Annotated in this window: 8 protein-coding genes; all 8 read right to left on the minus strand. The window is 68.5% G+C overall.

The window, feature by feature from the left end:
• Positions 1-2: 2 nt before the first annotated feature.
• Positions 3-10,133 (minus strand): putative Ig domain-containing protein, encoded by a 10,131-nt coding sequence (locus AC6LJW_RS00975; protein WP_498086214.1) that lies wholly within the window; start codon positions 10,131-10,133, stop codon positions 3-5.
• 38 nt (positions 10,134-10,171) lie between these two features.
• Positions 10,172-11,722, minus strand: coding sequence for a hypothetical protein (locus AC6LJW_RS00980; RefSeq protein WP_427986651.1), 1,551 nt, complete (start codon positions 11,720-11,722; stop codon positions 10,172-10,174).
• On the minus strand, positions 11,719-12,336 hold the full coding sequence (locus AC6LJW_RS00985) for a hypothetical protein (protein WP_498086215.1): 618 nt from the start codon (positions 12,334-12,336) through the stop codon (positions 11,719-11,721). The genes AC6LJW_RS00980 and AC6LJW_RS00985 overlap by 4 nt, the downstream gene beginning before the upstream one ends.
• The gene (locus AC6LJW_RS00990) at positions 12,333-12,857 is read right to left on the minus strand and encodes a TadE/TadG family type IV pilus assembly protein (RefSeq protein WP_056565331.1); all 525 of its coding nucleotides are present in this window, start codon (positions 12,855-12,857) and stop codon (positions 12,333-12,335) included. Before AC6LJW_RS00990 ends, AC6LJW_RS00985 begins: the two co-directional genes overlap by 4 nt.
• On the minus strand, positions 12,850-13,815 hold the full coding sequence (locus AC6LJW_RS00995) for a tetratricopeptide repeat protein (RefSeq protein ID WP_498086216.1): 966 nt from the start codon (positions 13,813-13,815) through the stop codon (positions 12,850-12,852). The genes AC6LJW_RS00990 and AC6LJW_RS00995 overlap by 8 nt, the downstream gene beginning before the upstream one ends.
• Positions 13,812-14,753 carry a type II secretion system F family protein gene (locus AC6LJW_RS01000; RefSeq protein ID WP_056565327.1) on the minus strand — a complete coding sequence of 314 codons (942 nt, stop codon included), beginning with the start codon at positions 14,751-14,753 and terminating at the stop codon, positions 13,812-13,814. Before AC6LJW_RS01000 ends, AC6LJW_RS00995 begins: the two co-directional genes overlap by 4 nt.
• Positions 14,754-14,775: 22 nt before the next feature.
• Positions 14,776-15,759, minus strand: a complete 984-nt coding sequence (locus tag AC6LJW_RS01005; protein ID WP_498086217.1) for a type II secretion system F family protein — start codon at positions 15,757-15,759, stop codon at positions 14,776-14,778.
• Between the two features lie 21 nt (positions 15,760-15,780).
• The coding region (locus AC6LJW_RS01010) for a TadA family conjugal transfer-associated ATPase (RefSeq protein WP_498086218.1) at positions 15,781-17,089 on the minus strand (1,309 nt) is incomplete at its 5' end.

The raw sequence follows: 17,089 nt of genomic DNA on the forward strand, positions 1-17,089 counted from the left end.
AATCAGCTTGCTGCATTGATGGTGATGGCCTGCCGGGCGCCGGCGGCCGTGTCGGAGGCGCCGCCCGCGGCGCTGTCGTCCAGGGAAGCGAGAAACTGCCGTGCCGCATCCAGCACGTCGTGCGCTGCGCTGTGGCGCAGTTGCCGGGTCAGTGCGGGCTTGTCGGCGGCGGGGACGTCGTCGCGTGCGGCGATGGCATCGGCGCCGTGCCAGGCGCCCACGCGTTGCGCGGACACGGTGATCGGGATGGCGCGGGCTTCACCGCTGACCGTGCGGACCACCAGTTGCAGCGAGAGCGTCTGGGCGTCGGCCAGGCCGGGCGCCACGATGAGGCCGCGCGCGGCGTCCAGCCGCACACCCGGCGGCAGCTCGGAGCCGTCCGCCATGCGCAACGCCAGCGAGACGATGGCACCGCTGCTGCGGATCAGGCCGGCCGGCAAGGCGTAGGTCTGCCGGTTGCCTGCCACGTCGGCGCGCCAGAGGCCCGTGAGCGCGGCGCTGGAGAACGAGAGTCCAGGTGCGTCGGGGCTGGCCAGGACCACGAGCGGCGAGCGGACGCCGTTTGCCGCGTCCATCGTGAACGGGCGCACGGCGTCGGCGTCGCGGCGTTCGAGCGAATCGGCCAGCAGGGCATCGAGCAGCGCCGTCGACGTCCACTGCGGCGGCGGGGTCAATCCGTCGCGGAAGGGGACGCTGAACGCGTCGCCCGATGCGGCGGGAATGCCGCCGAGCGCCTGGCGCAGCGATCGGAACGCGTCGTCTGGGGTGTCGTCCGAGGCCCCGGCATCCGTGCTGGATACAAACACTGGCTCGCGCTGCCACGCGCTCAGATCCGGCGGCGGCACGTCGGCAGGCGTGCCGGGGTTCGGGTTGGCGTTGGGATCGGGCTGCGTTCCCGGATTGGTGCCCGGGGGCGTGCCAGGACTCGTGCCAGGACCCGTGCCCGGATTCGGCTCCGTCTGCGCGGTGGCGACCGTCAGCGTGATGATGCGCGAGACGCTGGCGCCCGACGCATCGGTGGCGCTCACGACCACGGCAAGGCTGCCCGCGGCCGTCGCCGTCCCGCGTATCGTCAGCGTCGCCGGATCGAAGGTCAGACCTTCCGGCAGACCCGTGATCTGCCACGTGAGCGCATCGCCGTCAGCGTCCGTGAAAAGACCGGCGGGGAACGTGTACGCGTAGGGCTCGCCCACACGGACGACGCCCGGCGACACCGCCATGCCGCTGTCGACCGGCGCGGTGTTCGGCGGCTCGATGGCCTCAAAGACGACCTCGCGCGACACCGAGGCGCCTTCCGGGTCCGTCACGGTAATAACCACCGTGAATTGTCCCGGCGCGGCAAGCACACCGGAGATCGTGCGGGTGGCGGGATCGAAGGTCAGCCCCGCGGGCAGGCCGCTGACGCTCCATGTCAGCCTGCCGCCCTCCGGATCGCTGAACAGCGTTTCCGGCAGGGTCACGGAGTAATTGCGTCCGGCCAGCACCGTGTCGGGCATGTACGGATCGGTGCCCGCGACGGGCGCCTGGTTGGCCAGGCGAACGGTCACGTCCACGTCATAGCCCGCGCTGGCGATGTCGCCGTCATTGAGCGTGATCGTGACGCTGCGCGTGCCAGGCGTGGCGTCCGTGCTGGCGTAGGTCACGCGGTGCAGCAGCGCATTGGCCTGGGCGCGGTCGACGGCGCCGGTGAAGCGCAACGTGGCGGCGGCGCCGGTCTGCGTCAGCGTGGCGATGGGCTGGCCGTTGAACGAGATGACGTCGCCGGCAATCGTGTAGCCGTCGCCTGCCAAAAAGCCAAAAACATCGCCGGTTTGACCGCTGAACGTCACGCTGGCGTCACGGTAGCTGTCCGCCGCATCCAGTTCGGCGTCGCTGAGCGCAAGCGTGGGCGCCAATGGGACCGGATCGCCCTCGGTGACGTAGACCGGCTGCGCGGCGGACGGGGCATTCAGGACGTCCAGCCCGTTGCCCACCACGATCACGCCGCCGTCGGCCGACACCGCAATCTGGCCGGCGCCGTCCAGCCCGCCCTGCGAGGCGATCAGGCTGAGGCTGGCGGTGGCGTAATAGTTGAGCGTGCCGTCGGCCAGGGTCACGAACAGCGCCTTGCCATCCGCGGACAACGCGATGCTCTCCACCGTCTGGCTGCCGGCTAGCGTGCCCAGATGCGTCAGTGCGCCGGTCGCCGCGTTCAGGCGGAAGGCGTCGATGGCCTGGGGGTTCTCCTGGACTTCATATTCGCCGGTCCAGCCGTTGAACGAGGACGTGCGGCTGTTGGACACGAAGATCGTGCTGCCGTCGGCGCTGACCGCGATGTGCTGCAGGTTGGAGAACGAGACGGTCTGCCCGGCCGCGTCCGTGCCGCCGCCCTGGATGTGCGTCAGGACCGACAAGGCGCCGCTGCCGTCGCGGCGGTAGACGATCAGCGTCGAACCCGAGCTTGCGTTGGTCACCACGAAGAGCAGATCGCCGCGTACCGCGATGTCAGTGGGCTGCCACAGGAACGGCTCCGCGTTCATATCGCCGCTGATGGCGCTGACATACGTGAGCGCGCCGGACTGCGCGTCGCGGTTGAAGTAGGCGATCCCGTAGCTGTTGATCAGGTACAGGTTCTTGCCGTCTTCGGACAGCGCAATGCCCTTCATGTCGTTCAGGCTGCCGCCATCCAGCTCGTAGTTGCTGGTGATGGTGGCCTGGTGGATCAGCGTGCCGTCGGCGGCAACACCGAACACGCCAATGGCGTTGCCGTCGGCGCGCAGGGCGTACAGGCTCTTGCCGTCGGCAGAGGTCACCAACTCCTTGATGCCCGCAAGATTGCCGGCGGCTGCGAACGTGCGCACATAGGTCAGCGAGCCGGTGTCGCCGTCGCGGCTGAACACCGCAATGGCGCCCTTGCCGTCGGCTACGTAGACACGCGTGCCGTCGGGCGACACGGCGCTGGCGGTGGGCTTGTCCAAGCCGGGAATCGTGGTCAGATCCTGCACGTGCGTCAGGTCGCCCAGCGACAGCACCGGATCGGCATCGACGACCGGCGCATCGTTGATGGCCGTAATGTCGATGGAAAAGTCCATTGCGGCCGAGGCGAGGCCGCGCTGGTCGGTCAGCGTCACGCTGATGGCCACGCTGTCCGCGGGCGCGTGGCTGCTGTTCGCGTAGGTGATCTGGCGCAGCGTATTCTGCACGTCGGCCTGCGTCGGCGTGGACCCGGCCGCGTCGCTGAACCGGATCGTCAGCACGCCGTCGGCCTGCGAGACGGTCCCGATGGCTACGCCGTCCTTTTTCAGGACGCCGTTCTCCAGCGTCAGGCCGTGACCCGGCTCAAAGCCCAGCGCGTCGGCGGCGCTCTTGCCCGCACCCAGCGTGATCGTCAGGACGGCGCCGTCGTAGTTGCCCGCGCCGCCGTTGAAGGCGTCCATCTGCGCATCGGCAATCACGCCATCGGATGCGATCGGGACGGCATCGGCGCGTTCGGTGTAGGAAACGTCGTCGCCGCCGGTGACGGTGGGCGGCGTGTTGGGGCTGGCCGGGCCGGCCAAAGTGACCGTTGCCGCGTCATCCGCATCCGTCGAGCCATTGACGGTGTCCCACTCCTGCACGGTCAGACTGATCGTGCGCGTGCCGGTCAGCGGGCTGCCGGTGTTGGCGTAGGTCAGGCTGTCGATGACCTGCGCGGCGCGTTCGCCCGACGAGTTCAGGTAAAGGGTCACGGTGGCGACGCCGTCGGCGATGGTCACCATGTACTGCAAGCCGGAGGCCGTGGTCTGCGGGCCGTTGGAGTCCTTGTCCAGCCGGATCTTGCCGCCGTCCACGCCCAGGATGTCCTGCGCGTTGGCAGGGCTGATGGTGACGATGACGCGGGCCACGTTCTGGCCGGATTCCACCGTGTCGACCGTGGTGCCTTCGAACAGCTTGACCGGTTCGCCTTCAGCCGGGAACGTGGGATTGCGCGGCGTGGTGTCGATGATCGGCGCATTGTTGACGCCTTCCAGTTCGATCTCGGTCAGCAGTTCGTCCTGATGGCCGTCGCCATCGTGCAGCGTGGTGCGCAGGGTGATGGTCGCGCCGTCGCGGGTGGGATCGTTGCTGGCGTTGCTGTACGCGATGCGGCGCAGCACGTTCTGCGCATCGGCCTGGCTGACGGGGCCGATGAACGTCAGCGTCAGCACGCCGTTCGCCTGTGAAAAGGTCGCGATGGCGACGTTGTTCAACAGGATCTGGCCGCTGGCGGTGTCCAGGCGCAGATTGGCGTCGCCGATGAAGCCGAATTGGTCATCGGCGTGCGCGCCACCGGCGCGTTCCACCGCAATGCTGGCGCCCTTGTAATCGCCCTGCCCGTTGTTCAGCGCATCGAGCTGCGGATCGGACAGCGTGGCCGACGGCAGGATGGCCACGGGGGTCGACCCTTCCGTGTAGTGCGCGGCGGCGGGCTTCAGGTCCAGCACCAGCACGCCGTCGTCGAACGAGAACTGGCCGGTCAGATAGAGTTTCGTGCCGTCTTCGCTGAGCGTGGCGCTGCGGATCTCGCCAAAGCTCAGGCCGTCCACGAACGGGTCGCCGTAGCCCGAGATCTCGCCGACGCGCACGGGCACGCCGTCCGCGCCGCGGCTGTACACGCCGATCCGGTCGGCGCCGATCACGAACACGGCGGAGCCGTCCGGCGACACGACGATCTGCTTGACCTCGCCGGCGGGCAGGGTCGTGGCCAGCGCGGTGAGCCGGCCGTCACTGCCGATGGCAAGGGTGTGCAGGCGATGCTGGTTGTTGTCGAAGTCGACCACGTAGAGCGTCTTGCCGTCCGGCGAAACCGTCAGCGTCTGCGTGTAGTAGAACTGGTCCGTCGCGGCCGGGTCCTTGCCCTGCGCGGCCATGACGAATGTCGGGACGCCGCTGGGGTCCAGCGAGAAGACGCTGGCCAGGGTGCCGCCGCCCGACGTGCCCACGAACAGGAAGCGGCCGTCGGCGGACAGCGTCAGCGCGTTGGCGCCGTCAAGCTGCAGGCCGGTGTTGTCGTTGTCGGTATAGGTATGGATCAGCGTCAGCGTGTCGCCGTCCTGCTGGAAGACCAGCAGATTGTCGCCGGCCGTCGCGTACACGAGGCCGCCGGTGGCGAGTATGTCGCGGATCATGCCGTACTCGGTCAGGACGTCGGCGCCAAAGGCGCCGTGCGCGGTGAGCGTTCCCGTCGCCGTATCGCGGGTGAACAGCACGACGCCCTGGTTGGCAATCACGTAAAGCGATTTGCCGTCGGCCGAGACACGCAGGTCCGCGGCGCCGGCCAGCGCGCCAAGATCGCTGTTGCCGATCGCCTGCACGATGTGCAGCGTGCCGTCCGCGCCGCGCTCAAGCACGTACAGCGTGTTGACCTCCAGGTCGGCCATCGCGTCGATGTTCCATTCCGTGGTGGTGCGCAGCAGGTAGAACTTGCCGTCCACCTCGAAGACATCAAGCACGCCTTCCAGTGCCGTGGACGGCGCGCCGTCGGCAAGCTGGCTGATCAGTTCATTCAAACCCACCGAATCGGCGGGCGTGGTCAGAACCGGCGCTTCGAACTGCACGGTCACTTTGGCGACGACGTCCGGTTCGGCGGTGTCCTTGCCGCCGTTGTCGGTGCCGCCGCTGTCGCGCACGGCGGTCAGCGTGATGCTGCGCTCGCCCGTCGTCGGGGCAGCGGCCTGGTTGGCATAGGCCACGCCGTCGATCAGCGCGGCGGCCTGGTCGCCCGTCATGCCGGCAGCGGGCGTGATCGTGACCGTGGCCACGCCGTTCGCGATGGTGACGGTGTAGGCGTGGCCGGAGGCGGTCGTGCCGTTGCCGGCGACCAGCGCGATGGCGGTGCCGTCCACGGTCAGTGTCTCGTTGGGGCCATCGGCCGCGGGCGACACGGTGAAGGTCAGACCGGCGATCGTCTGGCCGCTCTCGACCGTCGAGATCGTGGTGCCGTCGAACAGGCCGACGGCCGCGCTGCCAGGGCTGTACTTCGTGTCGGCGGGCGTGGATACGACGACCGGGGCGTCATTGACCTGCGCGACCGTCAGCGCCAGCAGGACACTATCGACGCCGCTGGCGAACTGGTCGCGCACCTGCACCTCCAGGCGAATCGCGGCGCCGGGATCCTTGCTGTCGTTCGTGTAGGTGACCTGCCGCAGCACCGCGTTGGCGGTGGCGGTGCTGACCTGGCCGGTGAAGGCGATGGTGAGTACGCCACCCGCGCTGGTGAAGTCGGCGATCTTGACGTCGTTCAGGCGGATTTCGGTGCCGACCAGCGTGAGGCCGTTGGCGTTGTCGAAGCCGAAGCGGTCATTGGCATTGGCGCCGTCGTCGCGCACGATCGTGATGGTGGCGCCGTTGTAGTCGCCCGCGCCGTTCTCCAGCGCGTCGTAGTCGGCGTCTCCGAACGTCAGCCCTGCAGCTGGCTTTACCGTCTGGCCTTCGGTGTAGGCGCCCGTAAGCGCCTTTTCGATATTGATGTGCCCCAGGCCGGCGGCATTGTAGAAGCCGCCGACATACATGGAAGATCCGTCCGGGGAAATGCCGAAGCGGAAGGCGCGATAGTTGCCCGAGGCCCCTTCGTGGGCGATGGTCTTGACCAGCGTGGGCGCGCCGTCGGCGCCGATGCTGTAGACGTTCAGGGCGCCGGTCAGGCCGCCGGCGTAGAGGGTCTTGCCGTCCGCCGACAGTTCCAAGCCCCACATCTGCGAGCCCACAGAAGAAACCTTCGTGACCGTCTTCGCGATCGGATCGAAACGCAGCGTCAGGATGCCATTGCTTCCCGCCGACACGTAGATGTAGTCGCCCGACACCGCGATGCTGCGCGCGAAGTTGCCGACGTCGCCCGTCCGGGTCACCAGTTGCGTGAGGCTGCCGTCCGGATTGGCGGCGTAGATCGTCAGGGTGTTGGTGCCCGCGACGAACACGCGGCCCAGCGCGTCGACCTCGATGGCGGACGCGGTGCTGAAGGGCTGGTTGTCGTACACGCCCGACACCGTCAGTTCGCCGTTGACGCCGATGCCGTAGGCGTACAGCGTGTTGCCGGCGATACCGTACAGGTGGCCGTCCTGCGATGTCACGAGCTGCTTGATCTGCACGCTGCCAAGCTCGACGCTTTGGCTGCTGGCGGTCAGCGTGCCATCCGCGTTGACGTTGAAGCCCGTCAGGAAATAGTTGCCGCCAGCGGCCTTCTGGCCCACCAGATAGACGTGCTTGCCGTCGGCGGAATACACGGCCGAGGCGGCGCTGAGCAGGCCCTGGATCTCGATGCCGTTTGCGTCGTTGCCGTCGTTCACGGCGCCCTGCACGAAGCGCTGCACGAGCGTCAGTTCACCCGTGTTCGGATTGCGCGTGAAGACGCTGAGCGTGCTGTTGCCCGCTGGCGAGACCGTATGGTTGTTCGTCCCGTTGCCGAGCACGATGACGGTGTAGCCGTCGTCGGACACCTCGACGCTATAGACGTACTGGTCGAAACCGTTGATCCGGCCGTCCGAGGTATACGTGAGGTCGCTGCCGTCGATGTCGAACGCGGGCGCGCTGTTGGCGGCTTCGGCGGCCGAGACGACGCGCAGCGTCATCTTGTGGTCCGCCGTCAGGCCGTCCTTGTCGGTGACGCGCACGGTCAGGATGTAGTCGCCGGGCGTGGTGGGCGTGCCGCTCAACGTGCGCGTGGCCGCGTCGAACACCAGGCCAGCCGGCAGCGTCTCGACGATGCTCCAGGCAAGGGTGTCGCCGTAGCGGCTGTCCATGTCCGAGAACATGTCCGCGCGCAGTGCAGCGCTGAAACCACCCTCTCCCACGGTGGCCTGCCCGAATGACGCCGGCGCGCTGCCGTTCACCACCGGCGCGCGGTTGTCGATCTGGGCCACTTCCAGGTTCAGATTCAGCGTCACGCTGGCGCCGTACGCATCGGTGACGGTGATGCTGATGGGATAGGTGCCGGCAGCGAGGGCGGTGCCGGACAGGGTGCGGGTTTCGGGATCGAAGCTGATTCCGGCGGGCAGCCCCGTGACGCGCCAGATCATCCGGTCGCCGTCCGCGTCGCGGAACAGATTCTCGGGGAGGACGAGGTGGTAGTCCTTCTCCGTGGTGATCGTTTCCGGCGTATAGCCGGTGGCGCCGGTGTCGATCTGCGGTCCCGTGTTGGTGCGCAGCGTGATCGTCAGAACATCGCTGTTCAGCGCGCCGTCATTGGCCTGCACGGTCAACGTGATGAACGTGCCCGCCGCCACGGCCGAATTGCCGTAGCTGACCTGTTGCAGCACCTGGTTCGCGATTACGGTCGTGGCGTCGCCGGTGAAGCGCAGGGTCAAGGTGTCGCCATTGACGGTGTAGGTGGCAATCGGCTCGCCGCCGCGCGAGATCACGCCGTTTGCCATGGACAGCCCGTTGCCGCCCTCGAAGCCGAAGACGCCGCCCGCCACGGAAGCTTTGATGGTCACGCTGGCGCCGCTGTAGTTGCCGGCGCCGCCATCGAGCAGATCGTAGTTGCGGTCGGACAGGCTGACGCGGTCACCCAAAACGGTGTCCTGGCCCAGCGTCAGCGATTGGAGCGTCGTGTAGCGGGTAAGGCCGTTGCCGGCCACCACCAGCGACATGCCGTCCTTGGACAGCGAGATATCCGCACCGTTGGTCTTGCCCGCCGCGCTGCCGGCGAGCGTCAGGCCGCCGTCGCTGGACACGGCGTAGACGTTGACGGTGCCGCCGGTGGTGGCGGCATACAGCAGCGTGCCGTCCGCGTTCAGCGCCAGGCTGCCGATGTTGTCGCTCGCTACCGTGCCCACCCGCGTCAGCAGGTTGTCGGCGCCAAGCCGGAAGACCGAGATGTTCTTGGCGCCCGGTTCGCCCACGAATAGCAGCTTGCCGTCGGCGGACATGCTGATCGCGTAGTCGACGGCATCCTGCCCGGTCCTGTCCAGCAGGATGCTATCGACATGGATCAGCGTGCCGTCGGCGCCGCGATGATAGATCTTGAGCGTGTGGTTGGCGCCGCTCAATGCGCCGCTGTGAATGAGGGTGACGTAGCCGCCGGCCGTGGCAAGACTGGCGTTGCGCACGGCGTCCAGACGCTGGATCTGCGTGAGCGCGCCGGTTTCGGTGTCGCGGCTGTAGACGCGCGCCTCGCGGCCAAAGTTGTTCGACGCGTCCACGTAGACCTGCGTGCCGTCTTCCGAGATCGCCAATCCGCCGGTGGACCCGCCGCCCACCGACTGCGTGGCCGCATGGCTCAACTTGCCGGCCGCATCCACACTGAACTGAATCAGGTTGCCGTTGCTGGAGATCGTGTAGACCGACTTACCGTCGCCGCTGACCACCAGGTGATTGACCGTTCCGAGGTCCGCCAGCGCCAGTTCCTGCGTCTTGCTGAGTAAGCCCGTAGCCGCATCCACGGCAAAGATGGACAGGGTATTGTTGCTGCCCGCCGCGTAGACGAACTTGCCGTCGGCCGAATAGGCGACTTCGGTGGCGCCGGCCAGGCTGCCCGTGCCGAAGTGATCCGCTTCCTGCAGCAGGTCGCCCTTCACCGCGGGCGCCACGTTGATGCGGCTGTCGATGTCGATCGTCGCCGTGAGGGCGGACAGGTCCGTCGTTTCGCCGCCGGCGTCGGACAGGCTCTTCAGCGAGACGGACACCTTGCCGCCCTCGACCGACTTGTCCAGGATCTTGTAGGCCATGCCGTCAATCAGCGCCTTGACGCTGGCAGGCTCCGGCGCGAATGCGTCGAGCTGCAGGGTGATCGTGGTGGTGTTGCCGTTTACGGCGACGGTGTAGACGTAGCCGCCGTCGGCGCGGGTCGTGCCGCTGCCGCCTTCCAGGGCGATGGTCTTGCCGTCGATCACCAGCGCCTGGTTGGCGCCGCTGCGATCCACCGTGACGACCAGTTGCGTCAGTTCGTCCGCGCCGTTCGTCTGGGCGTGAACGTCGACGCCGCTGAACAGGTCGACCGGCGCAAAGGTGTCGCTGCTGTCCGTGACGACGACGATGGCTTCGGTCGGCGTCGCCTCGACGCCAGGCGCCGTCTCGGTCGGCGGCACGGCTTGCGCGGCCACGTCCACGGCCGTCGTCACGGCGGCTGCGTCGAGCAGGAAGCGGGGTTCCAGGGCCAGTGCCTGGCGGCGGAGCGTGGGGATTCGGCGGGAAGTCATGGAAGTCCTGGAACGAATGTGAGGAGGCGTGGATAGGCTTATTCGACGAGCGTGGTCAGTGCTGCGAGCTGGCGCAGCTCGTCGACGATGTCGTCGAGCCGGCTCTGGATGCGGCCTTCGGAGACCGTGAAGTCCTTGCCGGACAGATAGATCTGGTCCGAGCCCTTTTCGGCGCAGACGGCCAGGCCGGGGCCTGCGATGCGCCGGAAGTCCGACGCGCTGCGGATCTGGCCGTCTTCGTCCGTCTCTTCGTCATTGCCAGTGACGATCAGGTAGAACTTCAGGCCGCGGGCGCGGAAGCTGCTGCACAGCCGGGAAAAGCGTTCGGTCACGACGTTGTCCTCGCCGCCGCCGTTGTCCGAATCGCCATCGATCTTCTGGCCGACGTAGGCGTTGTAGGAGTCCGTGTCGAACCAGCGCTGGCCCGTGGAATTGGCCAGGAACACGATGGCCTTGACGCGATCGCCCGTGCCGTCGTCGAAGTCCCGGGGCAGATCGTCCTCCAATCCCCAACCGGCGCCGCCGCGAAACGCCGGCGCGAGCGCCATGGCGGCCCAGCCCATCGCGATCGCATGGTTGGTGTTGAAGCGCGTGCTCATTTCGTCGAGCCGTTCGCCGATCTTGCCTTGGTCGTTGGTCAGCGGCAGCAGCGCCGCGTGGGGGCAGCCGCGGTCGGCGACCATCCAGCGCGTGTCGTTCACGCCGTTGGCCTGGCCAAAGAAAGGATTGGGGCCGATCCAGCGGATGGGCGGGGCGCCCGGGCTGCCGTTCTCGGGCAGGTCGTGGCGGTAGTACACGCCGAATTGCCCGGAGGGCGGTTCGGTCCAGAAGTAGTTGTCGCCGCGGTTCAGGCCGCGGTACATGCACAGCAGGTTGGCGCGCCGGTCGGGAATGCGGCGGTCGGCCAGGCCCGCGTAACCCGAGCGGAACAACGACGTGAGTTCGACGGGGTTGAGCGCGCCCGGCTTGCTCCAGTTGCGGATGCGGTTGGACTGCGCGGGATCGTAGACGCTGACCGCCTGGCTATAGGGCACCAGTGCAAGCCAGGCGCTGTCGGCGTCTTCCAGCAGGCGCGCGGCAAACGACTTGCCCAGCCGGCGCAGCGCGGCCAGATTGTTCGCGTCTTCGCCCAGCGAGTTGGGCAGCGCCAGCGCCACTTCCAGCGAGCGCTGGCGCGACACGGCGGCCGACGCGACCGTGACGGCCTGGTCCGGCGTCTGCGACAGCATGCTTGCGGCTTCGAATGTCGCCGTGACGCGCGTGCCGGGCATGTCGTTCTTGGTGATGGTCTCGGCCCGGACCGACAGCGCGCGGCCCAGTTGCGAGCGGTCCATGCCCAGGTTGACCGCCACGTAGCGTTCGGCGATCTCCTGGATGTCGGCGTCGCGGGATTTGGCATAGGCCGCGGCGGACGCGAGCGCCGCCGCATCGGTGGCGCGCTTGAGCTGCGCGGCGTCGGCAGTCATGCGCGTGCCGTCCGAGGCATAGGCAGCCAGGGCGGCGACCGCACCGATCAACAGCAGCAGGAATACGGCGGACGCGCCGCGTTGGCGGGCCAGCGAGAGGACGCGGTCGGGACGTTGCTTCATGGTTGCGCGTAGGCCAGGCCGGAAGCGACGCTCTCCGCGCGCAGCGTTTCATCCAGCGTGATGGTTCGGGAAGTGGCGCGGAAGACGGCGGCCGTCTGCAGCAGGTCGGGCAGCGGCATGCCGGCCCAGATGGAAATGTCGGCGGTGTCGCGGCAGGCCTTCACCACGATCATCGACATGGTGCTGTTGTCGACGTTGCTTTCGCCGGTGTCGGGACGGTCTTGCGGCAGTACGCCGGTGTATTGGCCGCCGGAGGCCGGCGCGTCGCACAGGCCGCTCGCGCCGCCGCGTTGCAGCGCCCAGGCGATCCGGCCGGACTCCAGCACGTTCAGGATGATGAGCTGCTGCATGTCTTCGCGGCCCTGCATGGCAAGCTGCGCCAGCACGTCGACGCCGGCGGCGGTCAGGACGGGTTGCGCTGCGATGTTCAGGGCCATGGCGCCCGCGGCGTTCTCCACACGGATGCGTTCGCTGTGGATGCGCTGCATGTCGGCGCCGATCATGCCGACGCCCAGCAGGATGGGCAGGGCAAGCGCCGCTTCCACGGCCAGCGCGCCACGCTGGCGGCGGCGCGGCGCCGCTGCGTGGCGAGGCGGACGCGGGGCGGCGGTCATGGCTGCGATTCCTGGTTGCGTTGCGGCAGGTAGGCCAGCACCTGCTGATAGCGGTAGCGGAAGGCGCCGCTGTCCACGCCCAGCAGACGCGGCAGGGGCGTGATGAAGTCCTTGCGCACGTCGACCTCGATGCGCCACGCGGGCACGTTGGTCAGGGCCGCGGCCTGCGTCTCGTCCTCGGCGCCGCCGCCCATCGCGTCCAGCGAGGCAAAGCGTTCGACCTCGACGGTGGCGATGTTCTCGTCGTCCAGGTAGTTGTGCGAAGCCGCCACCATGCGCGTGCGCACCAGCGACTCGATGGCGCCGCCGTCCTGCATGCCCGCCGCGCCGTCCTGGCGGAACTGCTGCACGGCGCGTTCCAGCGCGCTGGCGCCCATGTTGATGGTCAGCCCAATGTTGGCCAGCTCCATGAACATCATCGCGGCGGCGATGACGACGGGCAGGACGTAGGCGGCCTCGACCGACAGCGAGCCGCGTTGGCCGCGCAGGAACCGGCGCGCGCCGGAAGCGTGATCAACCATTGCCGTTTGCCTCCTTCTCGCGCAGCAGCAGCATGTGGCGGCTGGCGGCCATCAGTTCGTTGCCCACCGCCGCGCCGTCGCGGATGCGCTGGCGGCGCTGCGTGAAGTCGGCAAGCGCCTGCGGCACCAGCGCGGGCGCCATGATGCCTTCGAGCGTCTTGCGGGCCGCGCCTTCGTCGCCTTGCAGCACCTGCGCGAAGGCAAGGTTCAGCTTGAGCGTCGGCAGCTGGACCGCGTCGGCCTGCGTCAGCAGGCGGATCGCCTCCTGCGCGTCGCCGCTGGCCAGGTGCGACAGCGCCAGGTTGTTCAGGACACGGAAGTCCGAGGGATCCAGTTCCCATGCGTGCGCCAGCAGCTTGCGGGCCTGCGCGTGGTCGCCGCTGGCGTCCAGCAGCACGCCCTTGGCGTTCAGCGCAGCGACGTTGTTGGGGTCCGCGGCCAGCGTGCAGTCGAAGTCCTGCAGGGCGGCGTCGCGCTGGCCCAGCGCCATGCGGGCGCGGCCCAGGCCGTTGCACAGGGTGACCGTCGCGGCGGGGGTGAGCGTCGTGCCGGCTTCGTTCAGGGCGCGGCGCGCACGGCCGAACAACGCCAGGTTGTCGCGCGGCGATTGGGTGGGCGCGGCCACGCTGGCGTATTCCAGCAGCTCCAGCGGTTTCAGGCTGCCGCGCTGTTCAAGCTGGGCGTAGACGCCGGCCGCGCCTTCGTAGCGGCCCTGGTCGCGCAACAGGCGCGCAAGCTTCAGGCCTTCGGCCGCCGCGTCGCCGTTGCTGGCGAGCGGGCGCGGTGAGGCCGTGTTGCCGCCGGACTGGGTCAACAGGTTGCGGCTGCTGGGCGCGGCGGCGGAATCGGTCTTCGTGAACGTGCTGCAGGCGCTCAGCATCGCGGCCATCAGCAGGACGCCGGCGGCGCGGGTCAGGCGCATGGCGGGCACCGGGAACAGGGGAAGCGTTGCGATCATTGCATCAGGGTCCGGATAACGCGCATGAGCGCGGGCGTGGCGACGATGGCGACCACCGGCGGCAGGATGAGGGTCATGAGGGGAACGCTGAGCTGCGCGGGCAGCTTGCCGGCCTTCTCTTCCAGTTCGAGGATCAGGCGGCTGCGGCTTTCCTCGGCAATCGTGCGCAACGCTTGCGCGAGCGGCGTGCCATAGCGTTCGGCCTGCACCAGCGAACCCACCATGCTTTCAATCGTGGGGACACGCGTGCGGTCGGCCAGGTGGCGCAGCGCGGCGGCGCGGTCGGGTAGCAGTTGCAGCTCGGCGCTGGTGAAGGCCAGTTCGTCGGCCATGGCGGGCGCGCTGAAGGCCAGTTCGCGCGACACCACCTTCAGGATGCGCGGAAACGGCAGGCCGGCTTCGGCGCAGATCACCATCAGGTCCAGCGCGTCCGGCATGCTGCGGGCCAGGGCTTCGTGGCGCCGGCCGGCGCGCAGTTTGACCAGCACTTCGGGCAAGGTGGTGCCGACGAACAGCGAGATCAGGCCCACGGCCAGCCCGGTCAGGCCGAATCGTGTCTGCGGGCTGGTCAGCAGCCACAGGGCCAGCGCGCACAGCACGACGCCGCTGCCGTACTTGGCGGCCATGAAAAGGCCGCTGGCCTCGGGGCGGCGCCAGCCGGCCTGGGCCAGCAGGCGTTCGGTGGCCAGGCGGTCCTGTTCGGTGCCGGCCAGCTTCATGCCGAAGGTGGCGATGCTCTGGGCGACGGGGGACAGCGGCGAACTGGAGTCCAGCGCGATGGAGACCGTGCTCTCAATGGCGCCTCGGCCACGGCGGCCCAGCCGTTCGTGCAGAGGATTGCGGCGCGACTCGGCGCGCAGCAGCCAGACGGCCAGCACGATGCCGGCGATGAAGGCCAGGAGCAGCAGGGGCGCCAGGGGATCGGATAACAGGGGCATGGCAGCTAGTCGCGGGGCAAGGTCAGCGGATCCGCTTGACCATCAGATGGGTGATGAACAGGCCCAGCCCAACGCTGGCGGCGGCGTAGATCATCACCTTGACGCCGGCCGCGTCGTTGAACATGAAGCGGAAGTCGTCCGGGGAGTTCAGGTACATGTAGAGCAGCACGCCCGGCACCAGCAGGGCGACGATCTTGGCCGAGGCACGCGCCTCAGACGTCTTGGCCTGCACCTTCATGCCCAGTTCGGCGCGCGCGCGCAGCGTGGCGGACAGGCGTTCCAGCGTGTCGCCGAGCCGGCCGCCCGATTCCTGGCTGATGATGAGGATGACGGCAAAGAAGCGGTATTCGGGCAGCGGCACGCGCTGGGCGGACGACTGCATGGCCTGCTTGAGCGGCACGCCGAGCTTGAGCCAGTTCTCGATTTCGCGCAGCTCGGGCGCCAGCGGGCCGTGCAGGTGATCGGCGGCAATGCCGAACGCGCTTTGCAGGGGCACGCCCGAGCGGCAGATGCGGGTGATGCCGTCGATCGCTTCGGGCAGGCTGCGTGCCAGCGCGGCCAGGTGCTTGGTCATGGCCTGTTGATAAAGCATGGAGCACAGCGCCACCCACAGCAGCGGCGCGGCCAGCAGCGCCAGGACGAAGGGCGTGCCGGTCATGCGCACGAGCGCCAGGGCGCCAACCAATGCGACGGCGGCCGAAATGAGGATGCGCTCACGCAGCTTGGGCAGCCAGCCCAGCGCGCGAAGACCGTCGCGCAGGCGCGCCAGGCGCTGACCCAGCCACGGCCAGCGCGGCAACAGGTCGTCCTGACCCGGCAGCGCGATGGAATCGGGCGATTGCAGCACGGCGGCCGCCAGGCCGCTCTCGCGCTGCATCTGCAGGCGCAGCGCCGCCAGGCGGGCGGCCATCGCGTCTTCGCGGCGCTGGCGCCGGCCGTTGGCGCGCACGGCGAAAAAGCCGATGAACACCAAAAGGAATATGAGCAGGGTGAAGAGGTCGAGCATGTCCGCGCTGCCTTGCCGCCGTCAGGCGAGATCCTGGTCGAACAGGTGCGACTTCTCGGTGTAGAAGTTCGGGCGCAGGCCGCTGCCGGTGTGTTCGCCCAGCACCTGCGTTGCCGTCGAGCCGGCGCGCGAGCGGAAGACGTGCAGCTCCTGCGTCTGGATCACCTCTTCTTCCATGCCGCAGATTTCCATGATCGACACCACGCGCCGCGCGCCGTCGCGCATGCGCTCGATCTGCACGATGAGGTCGACGGCGCTGGCGATCTGACGGCGGATGGCGGCCAGCGGCAATTGCATGTTGGCCATCATCACCATGTTTTCCAGCCGCATCAGGGCATCGCGCGGCGTGTTGGCGTGGACGGTGCACAGCGAGCCGTCGTGGCCGGTGTTCATGGCCTGGAGCATGTCGAAGCACTCGCCGCCACGCACTTCGCCCAGGATGATGCGGTCCGGGCGCATGCGCAGCGCGTTCTTCATGAGATCCCGCTGGTCCACGCGGCCGCCGCCTTCGGCGCTTTCCGGACGCGTTTCCAGGCGGATGACGTGCGCCTGCTGCAGCTGCAGCTCGGCCGCGTCTTCGATGGTGATGATGCGTTCGAGCGGGCTGATGTTCTGCGACAGCGCATTGAGCAGCGTCGTCTTGCCGGCGCCGGTGCCGCCCGACACGACGATGTTCAGCCGCGCTTCCATCGCGCGGCGCAGCAGAACGGCCATGTCCATCGACATCGCGCCGCGCGTCGCCAGCGATTCCAGCGACAGGTCGCGGCGCATGAACTTGCGGATCGAGATCGTGGTGCCGTCCAGCGCCAGCGGATGCGTGATGACGTTGACGCGGCTGCCGTCGGGCAGGCGGGCGTCCACCATCGGGTTGGCTTCGTCGATGCGGCGGCCCACGCGGGCGGCGATGCGCTGCGCGGTGTTGAAGACGTGTTCTTCGTCGATGAAGGTGATGGACGACAGCTCCAGCTTGCCGAAGCGTTCGACGAAGATCTGGTTGGCGCCGTTCACGAGGATGTCGTTGACCGAGTCGTCGGCCAGCAGCGGCTCGATGGGACCCACGCCGACCATCTCGTCCAGCATCTGGCGCGCGATCAGTTCCTCTTCCTGGCCGGACAGCTGCAGGCGCTGCTCGTCGCAGATGCGGCGGATCAGCGCGTCGATCTGCGCCTGCAGCCGGTCGCGCGGCATGGCCGCCGCCTTGAGCGGGTCGATCAGCTCGAACAGCTCGTTGCGGATCACGCGGCGCTGCGCGGTGCTTTCGGCGTTGGGCGGGGCGGCAACGGCGACGGGGCGCGGGGCGGGCTGCGGTGCCCGGGCGGCCGGCGCGGCG

It is taken from the genome of Achromobacter sp. 1012554356, assembly GCF_059760815.1.

Bases quoted from the DNA above. Each gene is read 5' to 3' on its own strand.
- AC6LJW_RS01005 (WP_498086217.1), bottom strand. From the start codon at position 15,759: ATGCTCGACCTCTTCACCCTGCTCATATTCCTTTTGGTGTTCATCGGC.
- AC6LJW_RS00990 (WP_056565331.1), bottom strand. From the start codon at position 12,857: ATGGTTGATCACGCTTCCGGCGCGCGCCGGTTCCTGCGCGGCCAACGC.
- AC6LJW_RS00975 (WP_498086214.1), bottom strand. From the start codon at position 10,133: ATGACTTCCCGCCGAATCCCCACGCTCCGCCGCCAGGCACTGGCCCTG.
- AC6LJW_RS01000 (WP_056565327.1), bottom strand. From the start codon at position 14,753: ATGCCCCTGTTATCCGATCCCCTGGCGCCCCTGCTGCTCCTGGCCTTC.
- AC6LJW_RS00995 (WP_498086216.1), bottom strand. From the start codon at position 13,815: ATGATCGCAACGCTTCCCCTGTTCCCGGTGCCCGCCATGCGCCTGACC.
- AC6LJW_RS00985 (WP_498086215.1), bottom strand. From the start codon at position 12,336: ATGACCGCCGCCCCGCGTCCGCCTCGCCACGCAGCGGCGCCGCGCCGC.
- AC6LJW_RS00980 (WP_427986651.1), bottom strand. From the start codon at position 11,722: ATGAAGCAACGTCCCGACCGCGTCCTCTCGCTGGCCCGCCAACGCGGC.